The organism is Elusimicrobiota bacterium, assembly GCA_026388155.1.
Lineage (GTDB): Bacteria > Elusimicrobiota > Elusimicrobia > Elusimicrobiales > UBA9959 > UBA9634.
This window is the reverse complement of the sequence record JAPLKI010000018.1, coordinates 21,843-42,230: the sequence shown is the minus strand read 5'-3', so window position 1 is coordinate 42,230 and position 20,388 is coordinate 21,843. Positions and strand designations below refer to the sequence as shown.

Annotated in this window: 17 protein-coding genes; 10 read left to right on the top strand and 7 right to left on the bottom strand. The window is 54.8% G+C overall.

The window, feature by feature from the left end; genetic code table 11:
* Nucleotides 1-28 precede the first annotated feature (28 nt).
* The 6 genes from hxsB to NTX59_07815 form a co-directional block, all read right to left on the bottom strand.
* Nucleotides 29-1,492, bottom strand: a complete 1,464-nt coding sequence (gene hxsB, locus NTX59_07840; protein MCX5785585.1) for a His-Xaa-Ser system radical SAM maturase HxsB — start codon at nt 1,490-1,492, stop codon at nt 29-31.
* On the bottom strand, nt 1,458-1,934 hold the full coding sequence (locus tag NTX59_07835) for a hypothetical protein (protein MCX5785584.1): 477 nt from the start codon (nt 1,932-1,934) through the stop codon (nt 1,458-1,460). The genes hxsB and NTX59_07835 overlap by 35 nt, the downstream gene beginning before the upstream one ends.
* Nucleotides 1,934-2,707, bottom strand: a complete 774-nt coding sequence (locus tag NTX59_07830) for a hypothetical protein (protein MCX5785583.1) — start codon at nt 2,705-2,707, stop codon at nt 1,934-1,936. The genes NTX59_07835 and NTX59_07830 overlap by 1 nt, the downstream gene beginning before the upstream one ends.
* Before the next feature lie 170 nt (nt 2,708-2,877).
* The gene (locus tag NTX59_07825; GenBank protein ID MCX5785582.1) at nt 2,878-3,585 is read right to left on the bottom strand and encodes an alpha/beta fold hydrolase; all 708 of its coding nucleotides are present in this window, start codon (nt 3,583-3,585) and stop codon (nt 2,878-2,880) included.
* A gap of 138 nt (nt 3,586-3,723) precedes the next feature.
* A complete protein-coding gene (locus NTX59_07820) occupies nt 3,724-4,965 on the bottom strand; it encodes a hypothetical protein (protein MCX5785581.1) in 1,242 nt (413 codons plus the stop codon).
* A 19-nt stretch (nt 4,966-4,984) separates the two neighbouring features.
* On the bottom strand, nt 4,985-7,510 hold the full coding sequence (locus NTX59_07815; protein MCX5785580.1) for a hypothetical protein: 2,526 nt from the start codon (nt 7,508-7,510) through the stop codon (nt 4,985-4,987).
* Between the two features lie 158 nt (nt 7,511-7,668).
* Here NTX59_07815 and NTX59_07810 point away from each other — a divergent pair, with 158 nt between their 5' ends.
* The 3 genes from NTX59_07810 (at nt 7,669) to NTX59_07800 (ending at nt 10,502) form a co-directional block, all read left to right on the top strand.
* Entirely contained in the window at nt 7,669-8,589 is a 921-nt protein-coding gene (locus NTX59_07810) for a radical SAM protein (protein ID MCX5785579.1), read from the top strand.
* A 138-nt stretch (nt 8,590-8,727) separates the two neighbouring features.
* The gene (locus NTX59_07805) at nt 8,728-9,678 is read left to right on the top strand and encodes a U32 family peptidase (protein MCX5785578.1); all 951 of its coding nucleotides are present in this window, start codon (nt 8,728-8,730) and stop codon (nt 9,676-9,678) included.
* 2 nt (nt 9,679-9,680) lie between these two features.
* Nucleotides 9,681-10,502, top strand: coding sequence for a hypothetical protein (locus NTX59_07800; GenBank protein ID MCX5785577.1), 822 nt, complete (start codon nt 9,681-9,683; stop codon nt 10,500-10,502).
* Between the two features lie 149 nt (nt 10,503-10,651).
* Here NTX59_07800 and NTX59_07795 read toward each other — a convergent pair whose 3' ends face one another.
* Nucleotides 10,652-11,953, bottom strand: a complete 1,302-nt coding sequence (locus tag NTX59_07795) for a PhoH family protein (GenBank protein ID MCX5785576.1) — start codon at nt 11,951-11,953, stop codon at nt 10,652-10,654.
* A 358-nt stretch (nt 11,954-12,311) separates the two neighbouring features.
* Between NTX59_07795 and bamA the strand changes: the two genes are divergently transcribed.
* The 7 genes from bamA to lpxI all read left to right on the top strand — a co-directional run bounded on the left by bamA (nt 12,312) and on the right by lpxI (nt 20,349).
* Nucleotides 12,312-14,852, top strand: coding sequence for an outer membrane protein assembly factor BamA (gene bamA, locus NTX59_07790; protein MCX5785575.1), 2,541 nt, complete (start codon nt 12,312-12,314; stop codon nt 14,850-14,852).
* A 50-nt stretch (nt 14,853-14,902) separates the two neighbouring features.
* On the top strand, nt 14,903-16,090 hold the full coding sequence (locus tag NTX59_07785; GenBank protein MCX5785574.1) for an OmpH family outer membrane protein: 1,188 nt from the start codon (nt 14,903-14,905) through the stop codon (nt 16,088-16,090).
* Nucleotides 16,087-17,145, top strand: coding sequence for a UDP-3-O-(3-hydroxymyristoyl)glucosamine N-acyltransferase (lpxD, locus tag NTX59_07780; protein MCX5785573.1), 1,059 nt, complete (start codon nt 16,087-16,089; stop codon nt 17,143-17,145). The genes NTX59_07785 and lpxD overlap by 4 nt, the downstream gene beginning before the upstream one ends.
* The gene (gene lpxC, locus NTX59_07775; GenBank protein MCX5785572.1) at nt 17,120-17,962 is read left to right on the top strand and encodes a UDP-3-O-acyl-N-acetylglucosamine deacetylase; all 843 of its coding nucleotides are present in this window, start codon (nt 17,120-17,122) and stop codon (nt 17,960-17,962) included. Before lpxD ends, lpxC begins: the two co-directional genes overlap by 26 nt.
* 112 nt (nt 17,963-18,074) lie before the next feature.
* Nucleotides 18,075-18,536: a 3-hydroxyacyl-ACP dehydratase FabZ gene (gene fabZ, locus NTX59_07770; GenBank protein ID MCX5785571.1), complete on the top strand. Its 462-nt coding sequence runs from the start codon at nt 18,075-18,077 to the stop codon at nt 18,534-18,536.
* Between the two features lie 138 nt (nt 18,537-18,674).
* Nucleotides 18,675-19,487, top strand: coding sequence for an acyl-ACP--UDP-N-acetylglucosamine O-acyltransferase (gene lpxA, locus NTX59_07765; protein MCX5785570.1), 813 nt, complete (start codon nt 18,675-18,677; stop codon nt 19,485-19,487).
* Nucleotides 19,480-20,349: a UDP-2,3-diacylglucosamine diphosphatase LpxI gene (lpxI, locus tag NTX59_07760; protein ID MCX5785569.1), complete on the top strand. Its 870-nt coding sequence runs from the start codon at nt 19,480-19,482 to the stop codon at nt 20,347-20,349. Before lpxA ends, lpxI begins: the two co-directional genes overlap by 8 nt.
* Nucleotides 20,350-20,388 lie beyond the last annotated feature (39 nt).

The following is a 20,388-nucleotide window of genomic DNA, read 5'->3' as shown; positions in this document are numbered from 1 at the left end:
CCCTTCTTTATCACTGTGATCTCTTCCCTCATTTTTCCACCCATGAGCGCAGAACAGCGCCGCTTTTTTTGTCGCGCAGGGAGAGGAAAACGGTTTCAAAAATGCCCTTAAGCGCCGCGCAGCGCTCGTTCGAGGGCATGCTCCCCCAAAGGGACCCCTGAGCCTCGTAGTTATACACGGGGCACACTCCGCAGAACGGCTTATAAACGCACCTGAAGCAAACTGGCTGGATCTCCAGGTTCGAGGCGGCGGCGCAGGCTTTAACCGCGGGGCTGAGTATCACCTCCGCGTACTTGCTTTTAAATACATTGCCCGCCTTGAACAGCTCATCCCCTTCCCAGGCGAGCATCCGGCCCTCGTCACAGGTATAGATATCCCCGTTGTAGTCGTAAGCCAACTGGCCTATCCCCGCTCCGCACGGGCAGCGCAGATCGACGAACATCGGGTCGTCCTGCCTCACTATTTTTTTGAGCATCATAACCGCCATTTTTTCTTTTATCGCGGTACCTTTGAGGTTGAGCTCGATTATATACGCAAGGCTGTCCCTGTAAAATTTTACGAATTCCTCGGCGCTGTAGCCTATAGTGCCCCAAAGGTTCTTGGCGTATCCTATGGGCGCGAGCGACCTGACAAAAATATAATCCATGCCGAGCTTCACGTATTCGTCGATTATTTCTTTGTGCCTGCCCAGCGAATACTTGGTCACGGTAAGAAGCGCGCTCGGCCTGAAAACCCTGTTTTCCCCTTTCTGTTTCTCGCTTTTGGCGCTAAAATACTTAAGCCACTTTACCGTAGGTTTGTAAGAGCTGCCTTCCGCATAAAGCCTGTTTCTGTTATGCAGCTCTTCGGGGCCGTCAAGAGAAGCGCAGACGGAAACTTCATTGGCAATGAGGAAAGCGGCTTTTTCTTCGGTCATCAGGCTGAAATTGGACACCAAAGCCAGCCCCAGCTCGCGGCCCTCGTCTTTTTCCTTTTTCCGCGCGTAACGCACTGTTTTTTCAACCGTCTTCCAGTTCAGCAGGGGCTCGCCCCCCTGAAATTCAATGGTTATGCCGCGGCTCGGGCTTTCAAAGGCGAAATCCACGCTTTTCTTAGCGGTGGGCCAGCTCATGTCGGTGCCTTTTGAAGCCTGGTTAATGGCGCCTGACTGGCAATAAAGACACTTGTGATTGCAGCGCAGCGTAGTTACAAAAATGTGCAGCCCCGGCCCCGCCTGCAAATGCGCCTCTTTTCTCTTGCACTTGAGCGAGAGGTCATCAAAATTAAGCTGCGTTCTTATGAAACCATTTTCAGAAAGTTCGGCGAAAGAGGGATTTCCCTCCTTTAATCCGCCGCCAAGCAGGCTCCGGAAATCTTTCTCATTAAGCCAAACGCTGCAGCCGGCGTCATTGGTAAGCAAAACCCGCCCGCCAAGCCTTGCCCAGTAGAAATGCGGCGGCTTGGTTTCGGAAATTTTCTTATTTGCTTTTGCTTTTAGAGCGCTTTGAATCATTTTTTTCTTCCCAGATCCTGGTTATGCCGAGAGGATCGCGGCTGGAGGCCTTTTTGGACTCCTCTTTCAGCTCGTTCTCCACCTGCGCAATAAGCGCGTCCAGCTCTTTTTCCTGATCGGGGCTAAGCCCCGAATCCTTGGGCTCCGGAGCCTTTTCCTCGTAAGAGAGCGCTTTAAGCAGCATGAACTCGCGAAGCTCCAGGTTGAACTTGAAAACAGCCTCCCTGTTATTTTCCTCCTCAAGTCCGCTTAAAAATCTTTTTTTTAAACCACCTGAATCCGCGCGCGCCCCGTTTTTCGGCGCCAGTTCCACCGTCGTTTCCGCCCTTCCCGACGGTTTTAAAAGAACATAGGCCTCACCGCTAAGCGAATAGCCGGCGTACCTGACGGATTCAACACTATGTTTTTTGGTGTCAACAAGTATTTTTACGCCTTTTTCCATTATTGTATCCTGCAGCAATTCATTGTGCCGGTACGGTCGCCGGTAACGCACACCCCCTGCGTCCATCTGCCGGGGTCTTGAAGAACTCCACCCGTAAAAAGCATGCCGCATACCCCAACGCCGCCGGCATACCAGCCAAAAACCCTTTGATTGCCGTTGGGACACCAGGTTGTGCCGCCCACGCCGTAACCAACCTGCTGACACACGCCGGTGATTATACCGCCAATAGCGAGGTTGTTGCTGACAGTCAGGTTGTCCCAGATCCCGACCTCCCTGTTTCCGCCTGCGGAATTATTGCCCACGATCATGAGTTTCCTGAAGCCGGAAGCGTCGTTATAGATCGCCGCCCCTCCGTCACCGGTGCCGTAGGCGGCCCAACTCATATAATTAGGGGTCAGCGCGTAGGTGCCGCCTATTCCGCCATTTGTTACCGTCAATTTATAGGCGGGACCGGCAGTCCCGACCCCCACACTGCCCCCCGCAGTGACAACGAATGAATTCACTCCCGAGCTATTGACCTGAAATTTCTGCACCGGAACCCCCCCCGAGCCCAGACCGATGCCCACACTGCCGGCGTCGCGGGCAAGCAGGGTCTGATTGGTGGTAAGCAGGCCGACATAGCCGCCGTAGGGGGCCGGATAGTAAGTGGTAAGCGTCAGTGTTTCCGAGCCAAGCGACCGCGGGTGAAAACACAGGAAAGCGAGCGTCAGGACAAAAAGGCAGCGCTTTTGGGTCAGTTTAAGTTGTAAAACCACAACTTTTTCATTTTCCATAAGCCCCCCTGGTGTTACCGGGTAAAAGCCGGACAAACAAAGTACCCGGATGGTTTTTTCCATGCGGGTCTTGATACTTTATAGCTTAATATATAAACGCGGGCTTTTCAAGGGGCATTTACGAAGTGCAGCGATTTTATCTGACTGACGGCACAATACCCCCCAAAGATTTACCTGGCCGCCGCCCAAAGCGCTATTTCTTCCATTAACGGCGCGCCGGCGCCGGAGAACATATTGACTCCATGGCCTGACACGCCCTGCCGGAAGACGGCTTTTTCGCTATGGGCGGGCGCGGAATGCCCCGCCGGTTGTTTGGAAGAAGCGGGGAGCTTTTGAATCCGGGCCTCCTCAAAAAGGCGCATGGAGCTTTGCCAGGCATAATAATCGTCGGGGGAGGCCGCCAAAAGCAGGGAAAAAGGCAGGGGCCGCAAAAAATACTCCTCAATACCAACCCCGGCGTAAACAAGTCCCGGTGAAAGCATTATTACCGCGGCCGGCTTAAGCGAATGATCAACCGCCGCTTTTAAAGCCAGATTCGCCCCCACGCTGGCGCCGCAAAGCGCCGTTCTCGAAGCGGGGATTTTTCTTTTTTTCAGCCAGTCAACGGCGGCAGCTATATCTTTGGCGGCGGCATTCCAGTCCCCGGGGCCGAAAGCCCTGTAATCCGCTTTTATGCCCGCGCACTCAAGGCTTTGCCCGTGGCCCCTCAGGTCAAGCGAAAGCCAGCCCGCGCTCCGCGCTTTAAGGATTTTTTCAAAGGCGCCCCACTCGCCCTTATTTGAGCCAAGGCCGTGAATATTGACAAAAACAAGTTTCCCCTTGGCGGGAGCGCCGTAAGAGGCGGCAATAAGGCAGCCATCGCTGGTTTTAAATTTCACCTCTTCACCCCGCGCGGCGGTCAGACAAAACAGACATAGGCACAAGGATAGCAGGGTAGAGGGGTTGGCGCATCGGGCAGAGGATAAAATAAAACAAGACTTTGTAAGCATCTTCAATCCCTCTTTCAGCCTTCAGCCTTACTCACGGGGATTTTCCGATCGGAGACAGTTGAACAGCCGGCCGGCCAGCGTACGCGCTCCCGCGAAGCCGAAAAACGGCTCGTCGCTGAGACAATGATGCCCGTACGACGGAAAACCCAGTTCGGTTAAAGGCAGGCCGGCGGACAGGCCTTCCGTAGCCGCGAAGGAATTTCCCACCGCCAGGTCCGGTTTTAAATATCCGCCCAGGCCCTTTACAACCGCCGCCGCTTCTTCCGTGTCCGGAGAGAACAGCAGTTCTCCCGGAAGCCGGACGCTGTCAAGCGGCCTGATGAAAGAATCTATGAGGGCGCAGCTAACGCGCATCCCAAGTTCCGCGGCGTATGCGGCGAAGGCCGCGAAAAGGTAAGGATCTCCGGCGTAAATTATGCTGCGGTGGGCCAGCTCTCCCAGGGCCGGAGCTATGGCTTTGGCCGCCTGTTTTTCCAGAACTTTCACGGCCGGGGGAAGCCCTCCCTTCATACCCGCGGCGCGCCGCACAGCTTCAAGCCAATGCGCGGTACCCTGAAGCCCCAGAGGCAGGCCTGTTTCCACAAGTACCGCGCCGGACCTGGCGGCAAGCCGGGCGGCGGCCTTGCGCCCGTAAGGCAGGGAAACAATTACCCCGGCCTCAAGCGCGCGGGACAAGTCCCCGAAACTGCCGCCCGAAGGGAAAACGCAGGAGAGTTCCAGCCCGCACAGTTCAAGCAGGCGCCCAAGTTCTTCGATATTGGCCGCGTGGTCGCGCTCATTGCGGTCCATTAAATACCCCACGAGCGCCACAGACCGCTTTCTTTTTTTGACCTTGCGCGCCGGCAGCGCGCGGGCTAAAGCGTCAAGCGACAAGGCGTATCCTTCAAGCCAGTCCGCCTCAAAAGATCTGGCCGGCACGTCCACCACCGGGACGCCGCTTTTTACTCCGGCGGCAAGACCCTCATAATCCATGCCGGCCAGTTTCAAAAACGGCAGCCCGGTCGCCATTATCACGGCGAAGTCGCCGGCGCCCGCCACGCTTTCAAGCAGAGCTGAAAATTTTTTTTCCGGGTTATTCCCCTGCGGCAGCGGCCCCGTCATAGTGCAAATGACCCTGTGCCTGCCCTCCGGCGAAAGCAAAGTGGAATTCAGGTCGTGATTGCCGGCCAGAAAATCTATTTTCGGCATAACACAGTTAAGCCCGTCCACCACTACGCAGCAGTCCGACACCGCGTTGGCGGCCAGGTAAATGCCCAGCTGGTAGGGCATATTAAAGGCCTTTTTAAACCTATTTTGACGAGAGGTAGCGTTCATTAAAATTCCATTCGCAAAGTTCAAGCAGGCGGCGCCGGGTTTCAAGCGCGCCGTCATAGCCCGGCTCGAAAAGCGCCGCGGAAAAGGGGGTTTTTCCGGCTGAAACCACGCGCGGGTCGCTGCGTATGTCCGAATAGACCAGGCGAAGCGCGGGGCCCGAGCGCAGCAGGGCGGCCAGTTCCCGCGGCGTTTTAAAGAATTCCGCGGATAAACGCCTTCCCGGCAGAGAAGCCTTCAGCGCGGAAATATCCGCCCCGGTCTTTCCATAAGAGCCGCCGCCCGTTATAAAAAGGCGGACCTCGAACCCGGCTTCCGCCAACACCGGCAGCACCGGCACCATCCTGAGCGCGGGACTTCCGGACAGCAGGCCCGTTTCTTCGGCCGCGAGTACGAAACAAACCGCGTAACCCCGGGCGCGGCGCCAAAGCTCCAGCGCGGCCGCCTTTTGGGCCGCTGAAGGGCCGGGCGTTATTTTTTTCCAGCCCAGCGCGCCGGCTACGGCGGCAAGCCAGGCGTCGGTGCCGGCGAAACCGTAAGGCGCCGGCGGCAGTATCCACTTCATGCCGGCTTTGTCGAAGGCGGGTCCAAGCACCGTGTCGGGTTCTGAGAGCACCTGTAAGCGCGAAGCCCGCGCTGCTCCGTAAAAATCCGGACCCGGTTCTCCCGCCGATATTTCCAGGCCGGCAAGCAGGGCGGACATGCGGCCGGCTGATTCGCCGAAATCTATAAGATTGACGTCGCGCGTCTTCCCGGCTTTCCCGCGTGACAGCCTGGACGCCATAAACTCCACGCGCACGGCGGCTTTGGCGGGGCCGTGCTCACCAAAACTGTTATAGTTCTCAAGCTGCACCTTCACATTTTTCTCGCGCTCAACCCTGCGCGCAAAAGCGCGGACGTCGCTGGATAACAATATGGGGGAGCAGCCAACGTAAAATTCCACCAGCCCCCCCGGACCGGCCTGGTCCGCCGCGCGGTAAAGCGATTCAAGCATCTTAGCCTCGTCGCCAAAAACGGCGTCATGGGCCTGGAATTCTGTGTTGACCACGAACGCGTCGCTCTTCGGCAGCAACGGCCCGCGGAACTGTCTGCCGGAACATTTCAGTCCGGCGTTCTCGCTGAATATGCCCAGCGCCCCGCCCGCGCAGCCGCTGAAACGGCATTCGCTGTCTCCGTGTTCCACCATAACGGAACCGGGCGGTATGCGGGCGTTCACCCCTCCGCCGGGGAAAATGAAACGCTGCCACTGCCCGAAACCGATGTGCGGGCGTTTGGGCGTGTCGGGGGCGGCCAGAGTCTTATCCTCCGGGCCGCCGAAGGCTATCAGGGCACCGTAAAAATCTTTCATGCCCGTAAAAGTTGAAAGCATGTCGTCAAAACGCAGGGAGGATAATTGCGCCGCCGCGTCCAACAGTTCGGCGTTAGAGGCTCCGGGGTCTTTACCTGCCGATGGATGAAAGCATACGGCCCAGTCGGAAAAGCGGGGCATGCCTTCCTGCGCGGCGGAAGCCGGAGCGATTACGGTCTTGAAAACGCCTTTTGAAGATTTCCAATCGCATATTATCTGGCCGCCTTCCATACCGGAAGGTTTAAAACCGGCCGCCTCAAAAAGAGAAACGGCTGATCTGTGCGCTTTGGTCTGTGACCCGCGCCCTGTGACTTGAGACTTGTGACTTGAGACTTGTAACTTGTTTTGTTCCCGTCGCCCTTCCGCGAAGACAAAAAACTCTGCGTCCGGCATGGCACGCGGCGGGGTATCCGGCGCGCCGGCAGTCCTTAGGGCTGAACAAAGGCGCACCGCGCGCAGGGCAAAATCACTTTTAGGGAAGGCCAGCGCCGCGGGACGATGTTCGCGCTCAGCCGCGGCCACGGCGGGGTCCCTTAGTATCACGCCCAGCACGCGGGTGTTAACGATGCCGGCAAAATCCTCCGCCATGCGCACGCCGTCCGGGCTCTTGGCGTTCACCGCCAAGCCCGCCAGATAAACGCCGTTGCGCGCATAGTTGTTTATCATCATTATCAGTTTATTGGCCGCGTAAAGGGAAAGGATCTCTTCCGAGGTCACAATAACGGCTTTTTTCGCGAAGCCCCGCCTGAGCGGCGCGGCAAACCCCCCGCAGACCACATCTCCCAGCACGTCAAAGACCGCGGCGTCGTAGCCGTCTTTTTCCATCAGGGCGCCGTCTTTCATGGCGTCGAGCATGGAACCGATGCCGGTTCCCGCGCAGCCCACGCCGGGCTGGGGGCCGCCGGCTTCTATGCAGTAAACGCCTTTGACGGCGGATGGGTAAATGCTTTTGCGCAGAGCGGATTCATTGCCGCCGCCAGACCTGTCTGCAAAGGGCGGTATGTGTCTGCGCATAAGAGAAAGGCAGCAATCCATCTTCGGGTCACAGCCGACATGCAGCACCTTCCGTCCGCCGAATGCAAGTATCACCGACATATTCGATGCGATGGTGCTTTTGCCTATGCCGCCTTTGCCGAAGAATACGATGCTTTCCATGGGTTAATTTAATCTGATATTGTGCTCAGTCAAGGGGCTAGAGGTCAGAGGACAGGGGTGAGGGCAGGAGTTCCTTATAACTCTATCTTCTACCCTAAACCCCTAGCCGCTAACCTCTGCCTTTATACAGCATACATGGTATAATAAAATTCAGCGATATGGCGAACCGTGAACAAAAAACCGGCTGGATAAGCGAGCAGTCCTGCGTCAGCATGGCCCACACCTGTAATCTCTACTGCCTTTACTGCCATAATCCGCCCGACGGCGCAAAAAAAAACCCTTTAAAAACGGCGGCCCTGATAAAAACCGCGGGGGTAAAAGCCGTAAGCCTTGAAGGCGCGGGCGAGCCTACGGCCAGCCCGGATTTTTTCACCTGGATAAAGGCGCTGAAAGCCGCCGGCGTGAAAAATTTCATGCTTTCCACCAACGCCGTGGCGCTCTCCGACAGCGCTTTCTGCCGGAAAGCGGCCGCTGATATCGATTTTTTTACCGTCAACTTCCCCTCTCACCACGCGGAGGTTTACGCCTCCGTCACGCGCAGCGTAAAATTCCCGATGGCCCTTAAAGGCCTGGCGAACATCAAGGCCCTGGGCGCCGAGGAAAAAATACGGTTTTTCCATATCATCTCAAGCGAAAACTACCGCCTGCTGCCCGAGTTCGCGCTCTGGACCATGAAAAATTTTCCGCGCGCCGCGTTCGTAAATTTCACTTTTGTGCGCAATAAAGGCCGGGCGCTGAAAGCCCCCGGGATAGTGCCGCGTTACTCGCGGGTTTCGCCGTTCATAAAACTGGCGCTGGCAAGGCTCAAACTTAAAGGCCGCAAGGCGGTGGTGCAGAATATGCCGCTTTGCGCGCTGGAAAATTTTGAGGGGTTTTCGTTTGAATTCCAGCGCTGGCGCCGCGGCGACAGGGTGCTTGAAGGCGGCATAGATCCCAAAGCGCCGCATCCCGCCTGCGCGCGCTGCAGACTTGAACCCGCGTGCTGCGGAGCCAGGCCGGATTACCTGAAAGTCCACGGCGGCAAAGAACTTAAGGCTTCAAAAAAAGACCCCTTCTCCATAAAGCCGGAAAAATTTTAAGAGGAGATTACGGCGATAGCGAAGGAGATTACAACGATGAAGAAAGTATGGCAAAGATGAGCGGTCACTATAATCTCTATGAGTATCACTGTAATCGCCGTTTTATCGCCGTAATCTCTTTACTGTAATCTCTCCTTTATGAAGACCATTTCCTGTTTTTCGAGCCTGGAAGAAATAGGTCCGCTCGCCGCCGCGGGAGCCTCGGAGCTTTATTGCGCGGTAAATCCTCTCCCCTCTTTCCGGGAAGCTTCGGCGCTCAAAAACCTCGCTGAATTCAGACGGGCCGCCAGCAGGGCACGAAGCCTTGGGCTGAAGATCAGCCTGGCCGTGAACGCCCTGCGCCTGCAGTGCAGCGTCCCCTCGGCGCAAAGGCTGGCCGCCCTTTGCGCCGAGGCCGAAGCCGCCGGCGCGGACGCGTTCATAATTTCTAATATCTCCGCGCTTAAAATATTCGCGGACTACAAATTCAAGCCGAAGGCGGCGCTGCATTTAAGCTCCGTACAGCCCTGCTTTAACAGCGTGGCGGCCGCTTTTTTTATCCGTCTCGGATTTTCGCGGCTGATACTGCCGAACCAGCTGGCGCCGCGCGAAGCCGGAGCGCTGCTGCGGCTTTGCCGGAAAAAAGGGGTTGAAACCGAAATTTTTGATTACCGGTTTTTCGGCTGCGCTTACATAAACGGCCGCTGTCATCTGCACCTGCCCGAATATCACACGCTGAAAGCCAACGTGCCGGACGGCTCGCTTTGCCGCGTCAATATCCCGGTCGGCAAACACTTGAAACCGCTCTATCCCGGAAAAGGCGAAACGAACGCGGCGCTCGCTAAAACCGCAGCCAGAAGGCTGTCCGCGAGACTTGCTTGCGGCGGTGCCCCGCGCATGGCCAACGCCGCCGCTTTTTTCGATTTTTTAACGGCGGGCGTGAACTACCTGAAATACGGCACCCGCCAGGATCCCGCCGCCGTTAAAACCCGCAAGGTCAGACAGATGCGCGATATGGCCGATATGGCGGAAAAACTTTCAGCCGACCTCGGGACCGAAAAGGCAAGGGATGTATTTATAGAAAAAATGACCGCCTGGAAGGGAAGTTGATTATGCCGCTCGAACACGCCATACGGCTCGGGACTATGAGCTTTTCGGACCTGGAAGAAACCGGCGCCCTTGAAAACGCGCTGGACCGCTTCAGCTGGTTTTACCTTGGAGGCGAGTTTTGCGAAAATCTGCTTGAAGAGACCCTTTGCGGCGACATAGTCCGCTTCCAGAAAAAAGGCAAAAAGGTCTGCCTTTTAACACCTCCTTTAAGCGAAAAAGGGGTGTTCAAGCTGAAAAAAATTTTTTCCGTCCTTCGCGCTTTGGAAAAATCGGGAAAAGCGGATTTTTCACGCCTGGAACTGAGTATCAATGACTTTGCCGCCCTGGAACTTGCCCGCGCCTGTAAAATCGCCGTTAAGATATCCGCCGGAAGGATCTTCTACGAAAATGTTGTCGATCAGTCAAAAAAACACGTGGGGGTGATCAGCCGCCAGGCCCTTGATCTCTTCAGCTCGCTTGGCATAAAACGCTACGAGGTTTCCGTAGCCGGAAGGGACCTCAGTTCAAATTTCAACAGCAGGATCTATGGTCTCGGAAAGCTGGATTTCAACCTTACGTTTTACTACCCCTACTTTAACATGACCACCACCCGCGCCTGCCTTGTAGGGATGCAGGATATAAGGCCGCATCAGTCGATAGAAGGCATAAACTGCCTCCGCGAATGCCGCGCCTGCACGTTTGAAGTAGCCCACCCCTGGATAAAGGAAAAACTTCTGATACGGGGAAACACGGTTTTTATCGAATTCCCCGGCAGGTTTTATTCTTCAGAAAAAGAGCTTGAAAAAATACGCGTCGACCGCCTGGTCTATTGCCCGTTCCCATAGGCAAGAGCACAAGCACACAAGTGCACAAGAGCACAAATCACAAGAGTGCGGGGATACAAGACGCAATTCTCTTTCAGTTGCGCCGTGTGCCCTCACGTCTTCTTTAGCCTCTTGCTTGTGACTTGTGATCCTATGTTCTTGTGCGCTGTTTACAGCAGCTCCGCTACCAGGGACGCCAGCTGGCTGCGCTCGGTTTTGGTGAATGTCAGGTGGCCGTAAAGCTTCTGGCCTTTCATGCGGTCCACTATATAGGTAAGGCCGTTCGAGGCGATGTCAAGGTAAGGGTTGTCTATCTGATAGGGGTCGCCGGTTACCACCACTTTGGTGCCCTCGCCCGCGCGGCTTAGTATGGTTTTAATTTCATGCGGACTCAGGTTCTGGGCGTCGTCCACCAGCATGTATTGTTTCGGCAGCGAACGGCCGCGTATGTGGCTGACGGAGGCTATTTCGATCTTCTCGTTCTGCAGGAGATATTCAAACTTCTGCATGGAGTCCTCCTGGTGGCGCTTGTCCATTATTATCTCAAGGTTGTCGTAAATGGCGCCCATCCAGGTGGAAAGTTTCTCTTCCTTGGTGCCGGGCAAAAAACCGATGTCGCGCCCCACGGGCACCACGGAACGGCAGATGATCAGCCGCTTGTAAATATTGTCGTCAACGGCTTTCTGCAGACCGCAGGCCAGCGATATAAGCGTTTTGCCCGTGCCCGCCGTGCCGATAAGGGTTACCAGTTTTACATTATCGTCCAGCAAAAGCTCCATGGCGCAGCGCTGTTCCTTGTTCATGGGCCTGATGCCCCAGGGCGACGGTTCGGGATTTAACGCCCGTATTACCGAACCGTCCGCAGGGTCACAGCGGCCTATGGCTGTTTTTTTGGGGTCTTCCTTAGCCCTGAAAATAACGAATTCATTAGGAGCCAGGTCCGCCGCTTCGTTTTTTACGGACTTGTCTTTGTAAAACCTATCTATGACGGCGGAGCTTACCTCCCGGGGGCTGAGGCCCGGATAGAGCTCGTCCACTTTTACTTTGCCCGCCTCGTAATCCTCGGCCTTTATCCCTACGGCGTCGGATTTCAGGCGCAGGTTAATGTCTTTGGTGACCAGCACCACATTGTTTTTTTCTTTGGCAAGCCAGAAAGCGCTGTTAAGAATGCGATCATCCATCTCGTTGAGCTTAAACTCCGGCGGAAGCACCTGCAGATGGTCCAGCTCTATTTTCAATATGCCGCCGTTTTCAAGTTTAACGCCGACATTAAGCTTGCCCTTGGCGCGATACTCGTCAAGACGGCGCGAAACCACGCGCGCGCTCTTGCCGCGCTCGTCGGCCGCGGTTTTAAAGGTGTCCAGCTCCTGCAGAACGGAAATAGGTATTACAACGGTGTTGTCGTCAAATTTGGTGAAAGAAAGCGGATCGTGAATGAGCACATTGGTGTCCAATATGTAAGTTTTTTTCATCGTGAACCTTCCATTTTTCCATGCCTTTCGCGTTGAACAGTAAAATTATAGTCTATTTGCGCATGAAAACAAATAGCCGCCGCGCAATACAGCGATGGAGCGAAAAAGATGAGGGACAGACGGTTTCACCGGCTTTCCAAAACCGCGGCTAAAATTTGTATTATATATCTTAATTATTCGGAAGCCGCCCGTTCCGCTAATGCGGCTCCATAAGGATAAGCCGGAAGCCAAAGCCCGCCCCGGCCGCCAGCTATGCGCTTAAAAAAGTTATCGCCCTCTTTTATCTTTTGCTTCCCGGGCAGCCGCAAAAAAAACCGTTTGAAACCATTTCAGAGGTTTTCACGTAATCCATTATAAGATGAAAAAACATATACTGCTCCTGCTTTTACCTTTCGCTTTCGCTTCTTTCTCCGCCGCCCAGGGAACGCCGGCCCCGGCCGCAGCAGCAGTTTCCGCCGGCGCCTCAACCGCCCCCGCTTCCGCGATAGCCCAGCCGGTTCCCGTCGAGATATCTACGGAAACCCCTGTTGCCCCCCCCTCACAGCCGGTCGCGGTCGTCGCGGACAGCGCCAGTACCACATCCGCCGTTTCGGCCCTCCCCGGCCTCGCCGCCTTCCCCGCCGCTGAAACAACAGCGGAGAAGAATAAGGGCCCCTGGGAAGTGTATGAGACCGCCGTGAAAGGCGCCATTAATGTGAAACCGAAAGTTGTGCTGAAAACCGGCAAAGCTAAAAAAGGCGCTCTTTACTACACTGACTACGTTAACTCGGACATTGAGTCTATTTTAGGCCTTGGCAGCATGGAAAATGTTTCAGTGGATATCGCGGAACTTCCCGACAAGCCCTCGGCGGCCAAGTTCAGCGCCCTGTCGGCCTCAAGCGCGACCGCGCGCATCACTTACATCGTCTCGGAAAAACCGATGATAAAGGAAATAGCGCTGAAGGGCAACAAGGAACTTTCAAAATCCTCCGTAAAAAATGAGATGTCCCTGAAAGAAAAAGATTTTTTTGACGAACTGAAAATGCGGGAAGACCTCATAAAAATAACCGATAAATACCACGAAAAAGGCTTCATAGACGCCAGGGCCGATTATGAAATCCGTTACGACACGGCCGCGCGTCTCTGTTTCCTTACTGTGTCGGTGAGCGAGGGCAAAAAAGCCAAGGTGGCGGAGGTAAAACTGGAAGGAGCTAAAGCTTTTAAGCTCAAAAAACTGGTGAAAAAGCTGAAAAACCGTCCGAAAAAGATTTATTCTCCGCAGGATTTCGACGCGGACCTGAAAGTTCTGGAAACCTATTACAAGAACAACGGCTACAGCGATTTCAAAATAACCTCATCTTCCGTTTCGTTCAACGGGGACAGAAGCCTGGTTTTCATAAGCATCGCCATAACTGAAGGCGCGCGGCAGCGCTTCGGCGGCACTTATTTTTCCGGCAATACCGTTTATCTTTCAAAGGACCTCGCCGAGGCCGTGGCATACCGCGAAGGCAAGGTTTTCAACCAGGACAATTTTGACGAAACACTGCGCGCCATCCAGGATAAATATGCCGACAAAGGCTACCTGAAGGCCCAGATAAAACCCGCGAAAGTGCCGAACGAAAAAACAGGCGGACTGGATATTGAATTCGGCATTACAGAAAACAACCCGATCTATGTGGATCACGTGGATGTGGAGGGCAACAAGGCCACCAAAACCTATGTGCTCAAGCGCGAAATAACGCAAAAAGAAGGCGAGGTTTTCAGCTCCTCAAAAATAAGACGCAGCCAGGAAAGGATTTTTAACCTGGGTTTTATCGACGATGTGAGCCCCGTGATAAACCCCACCTCCGATCCGGACAAAGTGGACCTGGTTTTTGATGTCACCGAAGGCAAGCCCGGCATGCTTACGGCCGGCGCCGGGATCTCCTCTACGGACGGGCTGGTGGGAACGCTCTCTCTGTCGCACCTGAACCTTTTCGGGCGGGCTTACAAAACCTCCCTGTCATGGAGCTTCGGTAAAAGGGTGAATGATTATACCCTTAGCTGGTCCACCCCCTGGGTGGGAAAACACCCCATGACGCTTGGCGTGGATCTTTACAATACCCGCCGCTATAAGCCTTACCAAACCACGCTTTCCGCCTATACCGAGCAGCGCACCGGCGGCAGGGTGACGCTCGCCCCAAGATTCCAGGACGACAAATACACCCTTACCACTTCCTACACCTATGAAAAGGTGAGGATATCGTCAGTGGAAGCGCAATACGCAGGAGAGCTGCCCGAAGGCACCAGCGTGACTTCCTCAATTTACGTGGAATTCGCGCGCGACACCAGGGATAATGTGTGGGATCCCACCCGCGGCTCGCGCATAGCGCTGGGGCTTGATTTTACCGGCGGACCTTTTGGAGGGGATGAGAACTATTATAAGCCGAGCCTGACTACAACTTATAACCTCAAGCTTTTCTCCATAGAAGATTATCCGTTCGTGCTGGCGGCATCGAACCGCCTGGGTTACATAGCGCATTTCGGCTCCACCCGCAGTGTGCCCGTTACGGAACGTTATTTTATCGGCGGCGCCGACACGATAAGGGGTTACTCGAACAACGGCCAGATCGGCCCGCCCAACGGCGGCAATGTTTACGACATACTGAATATAGAGTTTAAAATCCCGCTCGCGAGGGAGCACAAGCGCACCATAGTGCAATGGGCCTTCTTCTTTGACCTGGGCAATTCCTGGAACCACTTCAACAATGTAAACCTGCACAGCGGCTCAGGCGTGAATACCCTGAAAGCGGGCGCCGGTTTCGGCATCCGTTTCACCACGCCGGCTTTCCCAATAAGGCTTGACTGGGGTTACGGCTTTAACCACAAGCCGGGTGAGCAGCGTTCGGATATTTATTTTACGCTCGGGAATTTGTTCTAGCAATTTAATAAAGCGGGTGGAAATTTATGGACATGCGAACGGGGATGAGAATGAAAGGACGTGCGAATAACCGCGAATTGAGGGAATATCCGGACACATTTGTATTGTTTTTTATTCGCGCGGCCGTTATGATATTCGCATGTGCCGCGCTAACCCTTTTCTCCGCCCCACGCGCGGCGGCGCTTGAACTTTCACTTGAAGAAAACAAGGGAGAATCCGGCACCATAGGTTACGTCGATATAGACCGTGTTTTCAAGGACTTTTCCGGCACCTCAAACGCCAGGGAGGAGTTTTTAACCGAAATAAAAAAGAAAGAAGACGCCCTGAATATTAAAAAACAGGCCATTTTTTCCCTGAAAGCCGACATAGCAAAACTGAAACAGGAACACGCATTCGCCCTTACTTTGCCCGGCCTCATGCGCCAGGCTGAGGAAATATCCGCCGCGGTCGCCAAAGCCGCCGAAAATGCAAGCCCGCAGATTTCAACACAAACGGCTAACGACGCAAATCCTCAGATTGCCACTTCCACCGCCGCCGTACAATCCTCAACACAAACAACTAAAGCCGCGAACCCGCAAATTTCAGTCGCGGACAGCGCCAGTGGCCCGCGACAGGCCAGTGTCACAGTCGCGGACAGCGCCAATGGCCCGCGACAGACCAGTGTCACAACTTCCACCGCCGCCGTACAACTTTCAACACGAACAGTTAAAGCCGCAACCCCACAGATTTCAACAGGGGCGGTTCAGGTAAACATATCAACTGCTGACATCGCCAGTGGCACCGCCCTGGGGCAGATCAATGGACCAACCATCGCGGTAAATGCCATCCTTATTTCCACCGCCTCCTCCACTGCGGACGAGGTGTTCCCGTCGACCGGCCAGCCCGGACTTGCCGGCATTGACATGCCCGGCATCAGTCGCGTGCCGCTGAATTACTTCAAATTTTCCGTTTCGACCTCAGCCGCGGAAATTGATGTCGTTATAACCGCCAAAGAAGCGGAACTCTCAAAAAAAGAAGAAGAACTGCGCCAAGCCCAGCACCGGACCGAGCGGGAACTTTTGGAATATGAAACCCACAAAAGCGAGATAATACTCGGCCGGATTTATCTGGCTCTTAAAGAGCTGGCGGTGAAAGAGGGCGTGAGCGTGGTAGTGGACAAGCGCAATATCCTTTTCGGCCATTCCGCGGTTGACCTGACAGATAAACTTATTAAAAAACTTGAGGAAAGCCCGATATGAAATTAACGGCTGAAGCCGTGGCGAAACTGACCGGCGGCGAGCTGCGCGGCGCAGGCATCAGCGCCGAAATAACGGGCGCCGCCCCGCTTGACAAAGCCGGTCCGAAAGACCTCAGTTTCCTGGCGGACGCCAAATATGCCGAGCTCGCCGGGCGTTCAAACGCCGGCTGCCTGCTGGCAAGCCCGACGGCGGCGGAGACGCTTAAGAATTTTCAGGGAACGTTGATCCTGGTTAATAATCCCAAGCTGGCTTTCAGCCTTGCGCTTGCGGCGCTTGAGAAGGAACTGCGCCCCCTTAAAGCGCGTGTTTGCCACCCTTCCGCCATTATCTCCATAACAGCGCGGCTTGGAAAAGATATTTATATAGGTCCGTTAACCGTAATTGAGGATGGCGCTGTTATCGGCGACAGAGCTTATATTGACGCGCAATGCTTTGTGGGCGCCAAGGCTAAAATAGGCTCTGACGCCCGCCTTTACCCGGGTGTAAAAGTGCTGGACGGCTGTGAAATAGGAGAACGCTCAATATTGCACTCCGGCGCCGTTGCGGGCTCCGACGGCTACGGCTATACGCCCGACGGCGGATTGCATAAAAAAATCCCCCAGATAGGCAGGGTAATTATTGGTTCTGACGTTGAAATAGGCGCCAACACCGCCATAGACCGGGCGGCCCTTGAAGCCACAATAATAGGCGACGGGACAAAAATAGACAACCTGGTGCACATCGCCCATAATGTGCGCGTCGGGAAAAATTGTCTTGTTCTGGCGCAGGCCGGAATAGCCGGCTCCGCCGTTATAGGGGACAACGCCGTCCTCGCCGGCCAGGCCGCTGTTTCAGACCACATAACCATAGGCGACAACACGGTGGTAATGGGCAAAACGGCCGTTATCTCGGATTTGGGCCCCAACCAGATAGTTTTTGGGCATGTCGCAAGACCCCACCTGCAGGCCATGAAAATAGAGGCCCTGCTTTCAAAACTTCCGGAAATGCACGCCGCCATCCGCAAAATAAAAAAACATCTGGGAATTACCGATGTTTCGAAAAACGATCAAAAATAGAATAACCCTTGAAGGAACGGGCCTTCACAAGGGAACCCCGGCACGCGTAACTTTCCTGCCCGCCCCCGGCTCATCAGGCATACGCTTTATAAGCCCCCTTTTTTCCAGCCCCATACCGGCCCTGCTTGAAAATGTAAGCGGCACGGCGCGCGGCACCAATATAGGCGACGGAAAAAACATTCTTTACACTGTTGAGCATTTGCTTTCCGCAGCCGCGGGCCTTGGCGTGGACGATCTGGATATTGAGATCTCCGGCTTGGAACCTCCGGCCATGGACGGCTCGGCCCTGCCATTTGCCAAAGCCCTGCTTGAAGCCGGCATGAGGGACAAGCCCGGTTCGAAGCGCTCATACGCGCGCCTGGCCGCGCCGGTGGAATTTTCAAAAGGCGAAACCAGGTACCGCGCCGAACCCGCGGCTTCCGGCGCTGCCTTCAGGCTGGTTTATGAATACCCGCACCCTCTGGTGGGCAGGCAGGCGGTGGAGTTTTGCCTTTCACCCGAAATATACCTCAAAGAAATAGCCCCGGCGCGCACCTTTGCCTTCAGCCACGAAATAAAAGCCCTGAAAGCGGCGGGCCTCGCTTTAGGCGGCTCGCTTGAAAACGCCGTGTTAATAGACGAAACGGAAATACTCGCTCATAACGGCCTGCGATTCGCCGACGAATTCGCCAGGCACAAACTGCTGGACCTTATCGGCGACCTGGCGCTGACAGGTTTATTTTTTGAAGGCCTTATTATCGAAGCCGAACGTCCCGGACACGCGGGCAATGTCAATTTTGCTAAACTGTTAGTAAATCATAGCGCAAGAGCGCTATGATTGCCATACGCTTTAAGCCATACGCCATAGGCTTGTTAAGGAATTCCTTAAAAGCTTATGGCCTAAAGCATACGGCCTATGGCAAACAATATCTCGTTTAAAGGTTGATATTATGAATGAAATCAAGCCGCCGTCCCGTAAACCTGTCAGGATCATTCTCTGCGAGGAAATTTTAAAACTCATACCGCACCGCTATCCCTTTCTGCTGGTGGACCGGGTAGAGATCACCGAAGAAAACAAAAGCTGCATAGGCGTAAAATGCGTCTCCGCCAACGAACTTTATTTCCACGGCCATTTCCCGCAAAAACCCATAATGCCGGGGGTGCTGATCATTGAGGGCATGGCCCAGACAGGGGCGGCGATGATGATGGGCCTTCCGGAAATCAAGGGCCATTTCGCCTTCCTCGCAGGCATAAGAGCGGCCAAATTTCGCAGGCAGGTGGTGCCCGGAGAAGTGCTTAAATTTTACGTTGAGATACTGCGCTTCAAAGGCAGCGCGGGCAAGGTGCGCGGCCGGGCCTTTGTTGAAGACGAGCTTGCGGCCGAGGCGGAACTGACCTTCGCGGTGGCTTAAGGCTGAAGGCTGAAGTTGAAACGATTATCTTATAAACCCCGTACTTTGGCTCACTTTTGGGAAAAAATACGAGGTAAACTTTAAGCCTTGGTCCTTCAGCCCTCAGCCTTCAGCCTGGATTTTTTACGGAGACATAAAATGCCGACCAAAATACACCCTACGGCTGTTATACATCCCAAAGCCCAGATAGACAAGGATGTGGAAATAGGGCCTTACACCGTAATAGGCGACGACACCCGGATAGGATCGGGCACTTATGTCGGTCCGCACTGCATAATAGAATTCTCCACCATCGGGAAGAACAACCAATTTACCGGCGCCGCCTACGTAGGCATGCCCCCGCAGGACTACTCGTATCACGGCGAGCACACCCGTTTCACCATGGGCGACTCGAACATTATCCGCGAAGGCGTTTCACTGCATCGCGGCTCACACGCCACAAACCTCACCTCAATGGGCTCGGGCTGCATGCTGATGGCCAACTCCCATGTGGGCCACGACTGCCGCCTGGGCGACAATATAATAATGGTAAATTCCGCCGCCGCCGCCGGGCATGTGCACATCGGCGACCGCGCCCTCATCTCGGGTCTTGTCGGCATACACCAGTTCACCCGCATAGGGAAGTTCGCTATGCTCTCAGGCGGCGCCATGGCCAACCAGGACATAATCCCCTACGTTATCGCCCAGGGCGACCGGGCCAAACCCGTGGGCTTGAACCTCGTAGGGATGAGGCGAAACGGCATATCCCGCGAAAGCATAAAATCCATAAAACATGTTTTTAAAACGCTGTTTTTCGGCGGCCTGCTCCTTAAAGACGCCATAGCCCGCCTGCGCGGAGAAAAACTTCCGCCGGAAGCCGCGCTTATACTTGATTTCTGCGAAAGTTCCAAGCGAGGCATAGCCCGCCCGCGCCGGGATTTAAAAGCTCTCTCTGAAACCGCCAATGACTGATGATAAAATAGGCCTGATATCCGGCGGAGGCTCTTTCCCGCTGCTGTTCGCGGCTGAGGCTAAAAAGGCCGGACGGAAGTTATTTATCGTAGGGCTTCAGGGCATTACCCCGAAAGAGATAGAAAAGTACGCCGAGGGAACCGCTTATTTTAAGCTGGGCCAGATAAGCGGACCTATTGAATTCTTTAAAAAACACGGCGTTACAAAAGTTCTGATGGCGGGCTCAGTGCCGCATGTCTCGATCTTCGGGGGGATCATGCCGGACCTGCGCGCCGCAAAACTGCTTTTCAAACTTAAAGATAAAAAAGCGAACGCCCTCCTCGGCGCAGTCGCCGAAGAACTTGCCGCTGACGGCATAGAGCTTGTAAATTCCGCCACTCTGCTGGAACATCTTCTTATGAAGCCGGGCCTGATGGCCGGCAGGAAACTTTCAGGCGACAGCCTTAAATGCGCCGCGTTCGGCTGGAAAGCCGCGAAGACCCTGGCCGCCCTGGATATAGGCCTTACCGTGGTGTTGCGCGACCGTATAGTGCTGGCGGCCGAAGCCCAGGAAGGCACAGACGCCTGCATAAAACGGGCGGGTGAAATTTTCCTCCGCCTGCGCGAGCAGGGGCGTAAAGGCCCGGCCATGATGGTTGTTAAGGTGGCCCGCCCGGACCAGGACATGCGCTTTGACCTGCCGGTTGTGGGCGCGCCCACGCTGCGGAACATGAAAGACGCCGGCGCGGACACGCTGGTGATCGAAGCCGGAAAAACGCTGATACTCGGCTTGGAAGACTTTCTGGCCGCCGCCAAAGAGACCGGGGTAACCGTTTTTGGCGCCGAAAACGAACAGTCGTTTGGGGAAGCAAATAGCAAATAGTAAGAAAGCAAATAGTGCGATTAAGGAAATTTTTTATTC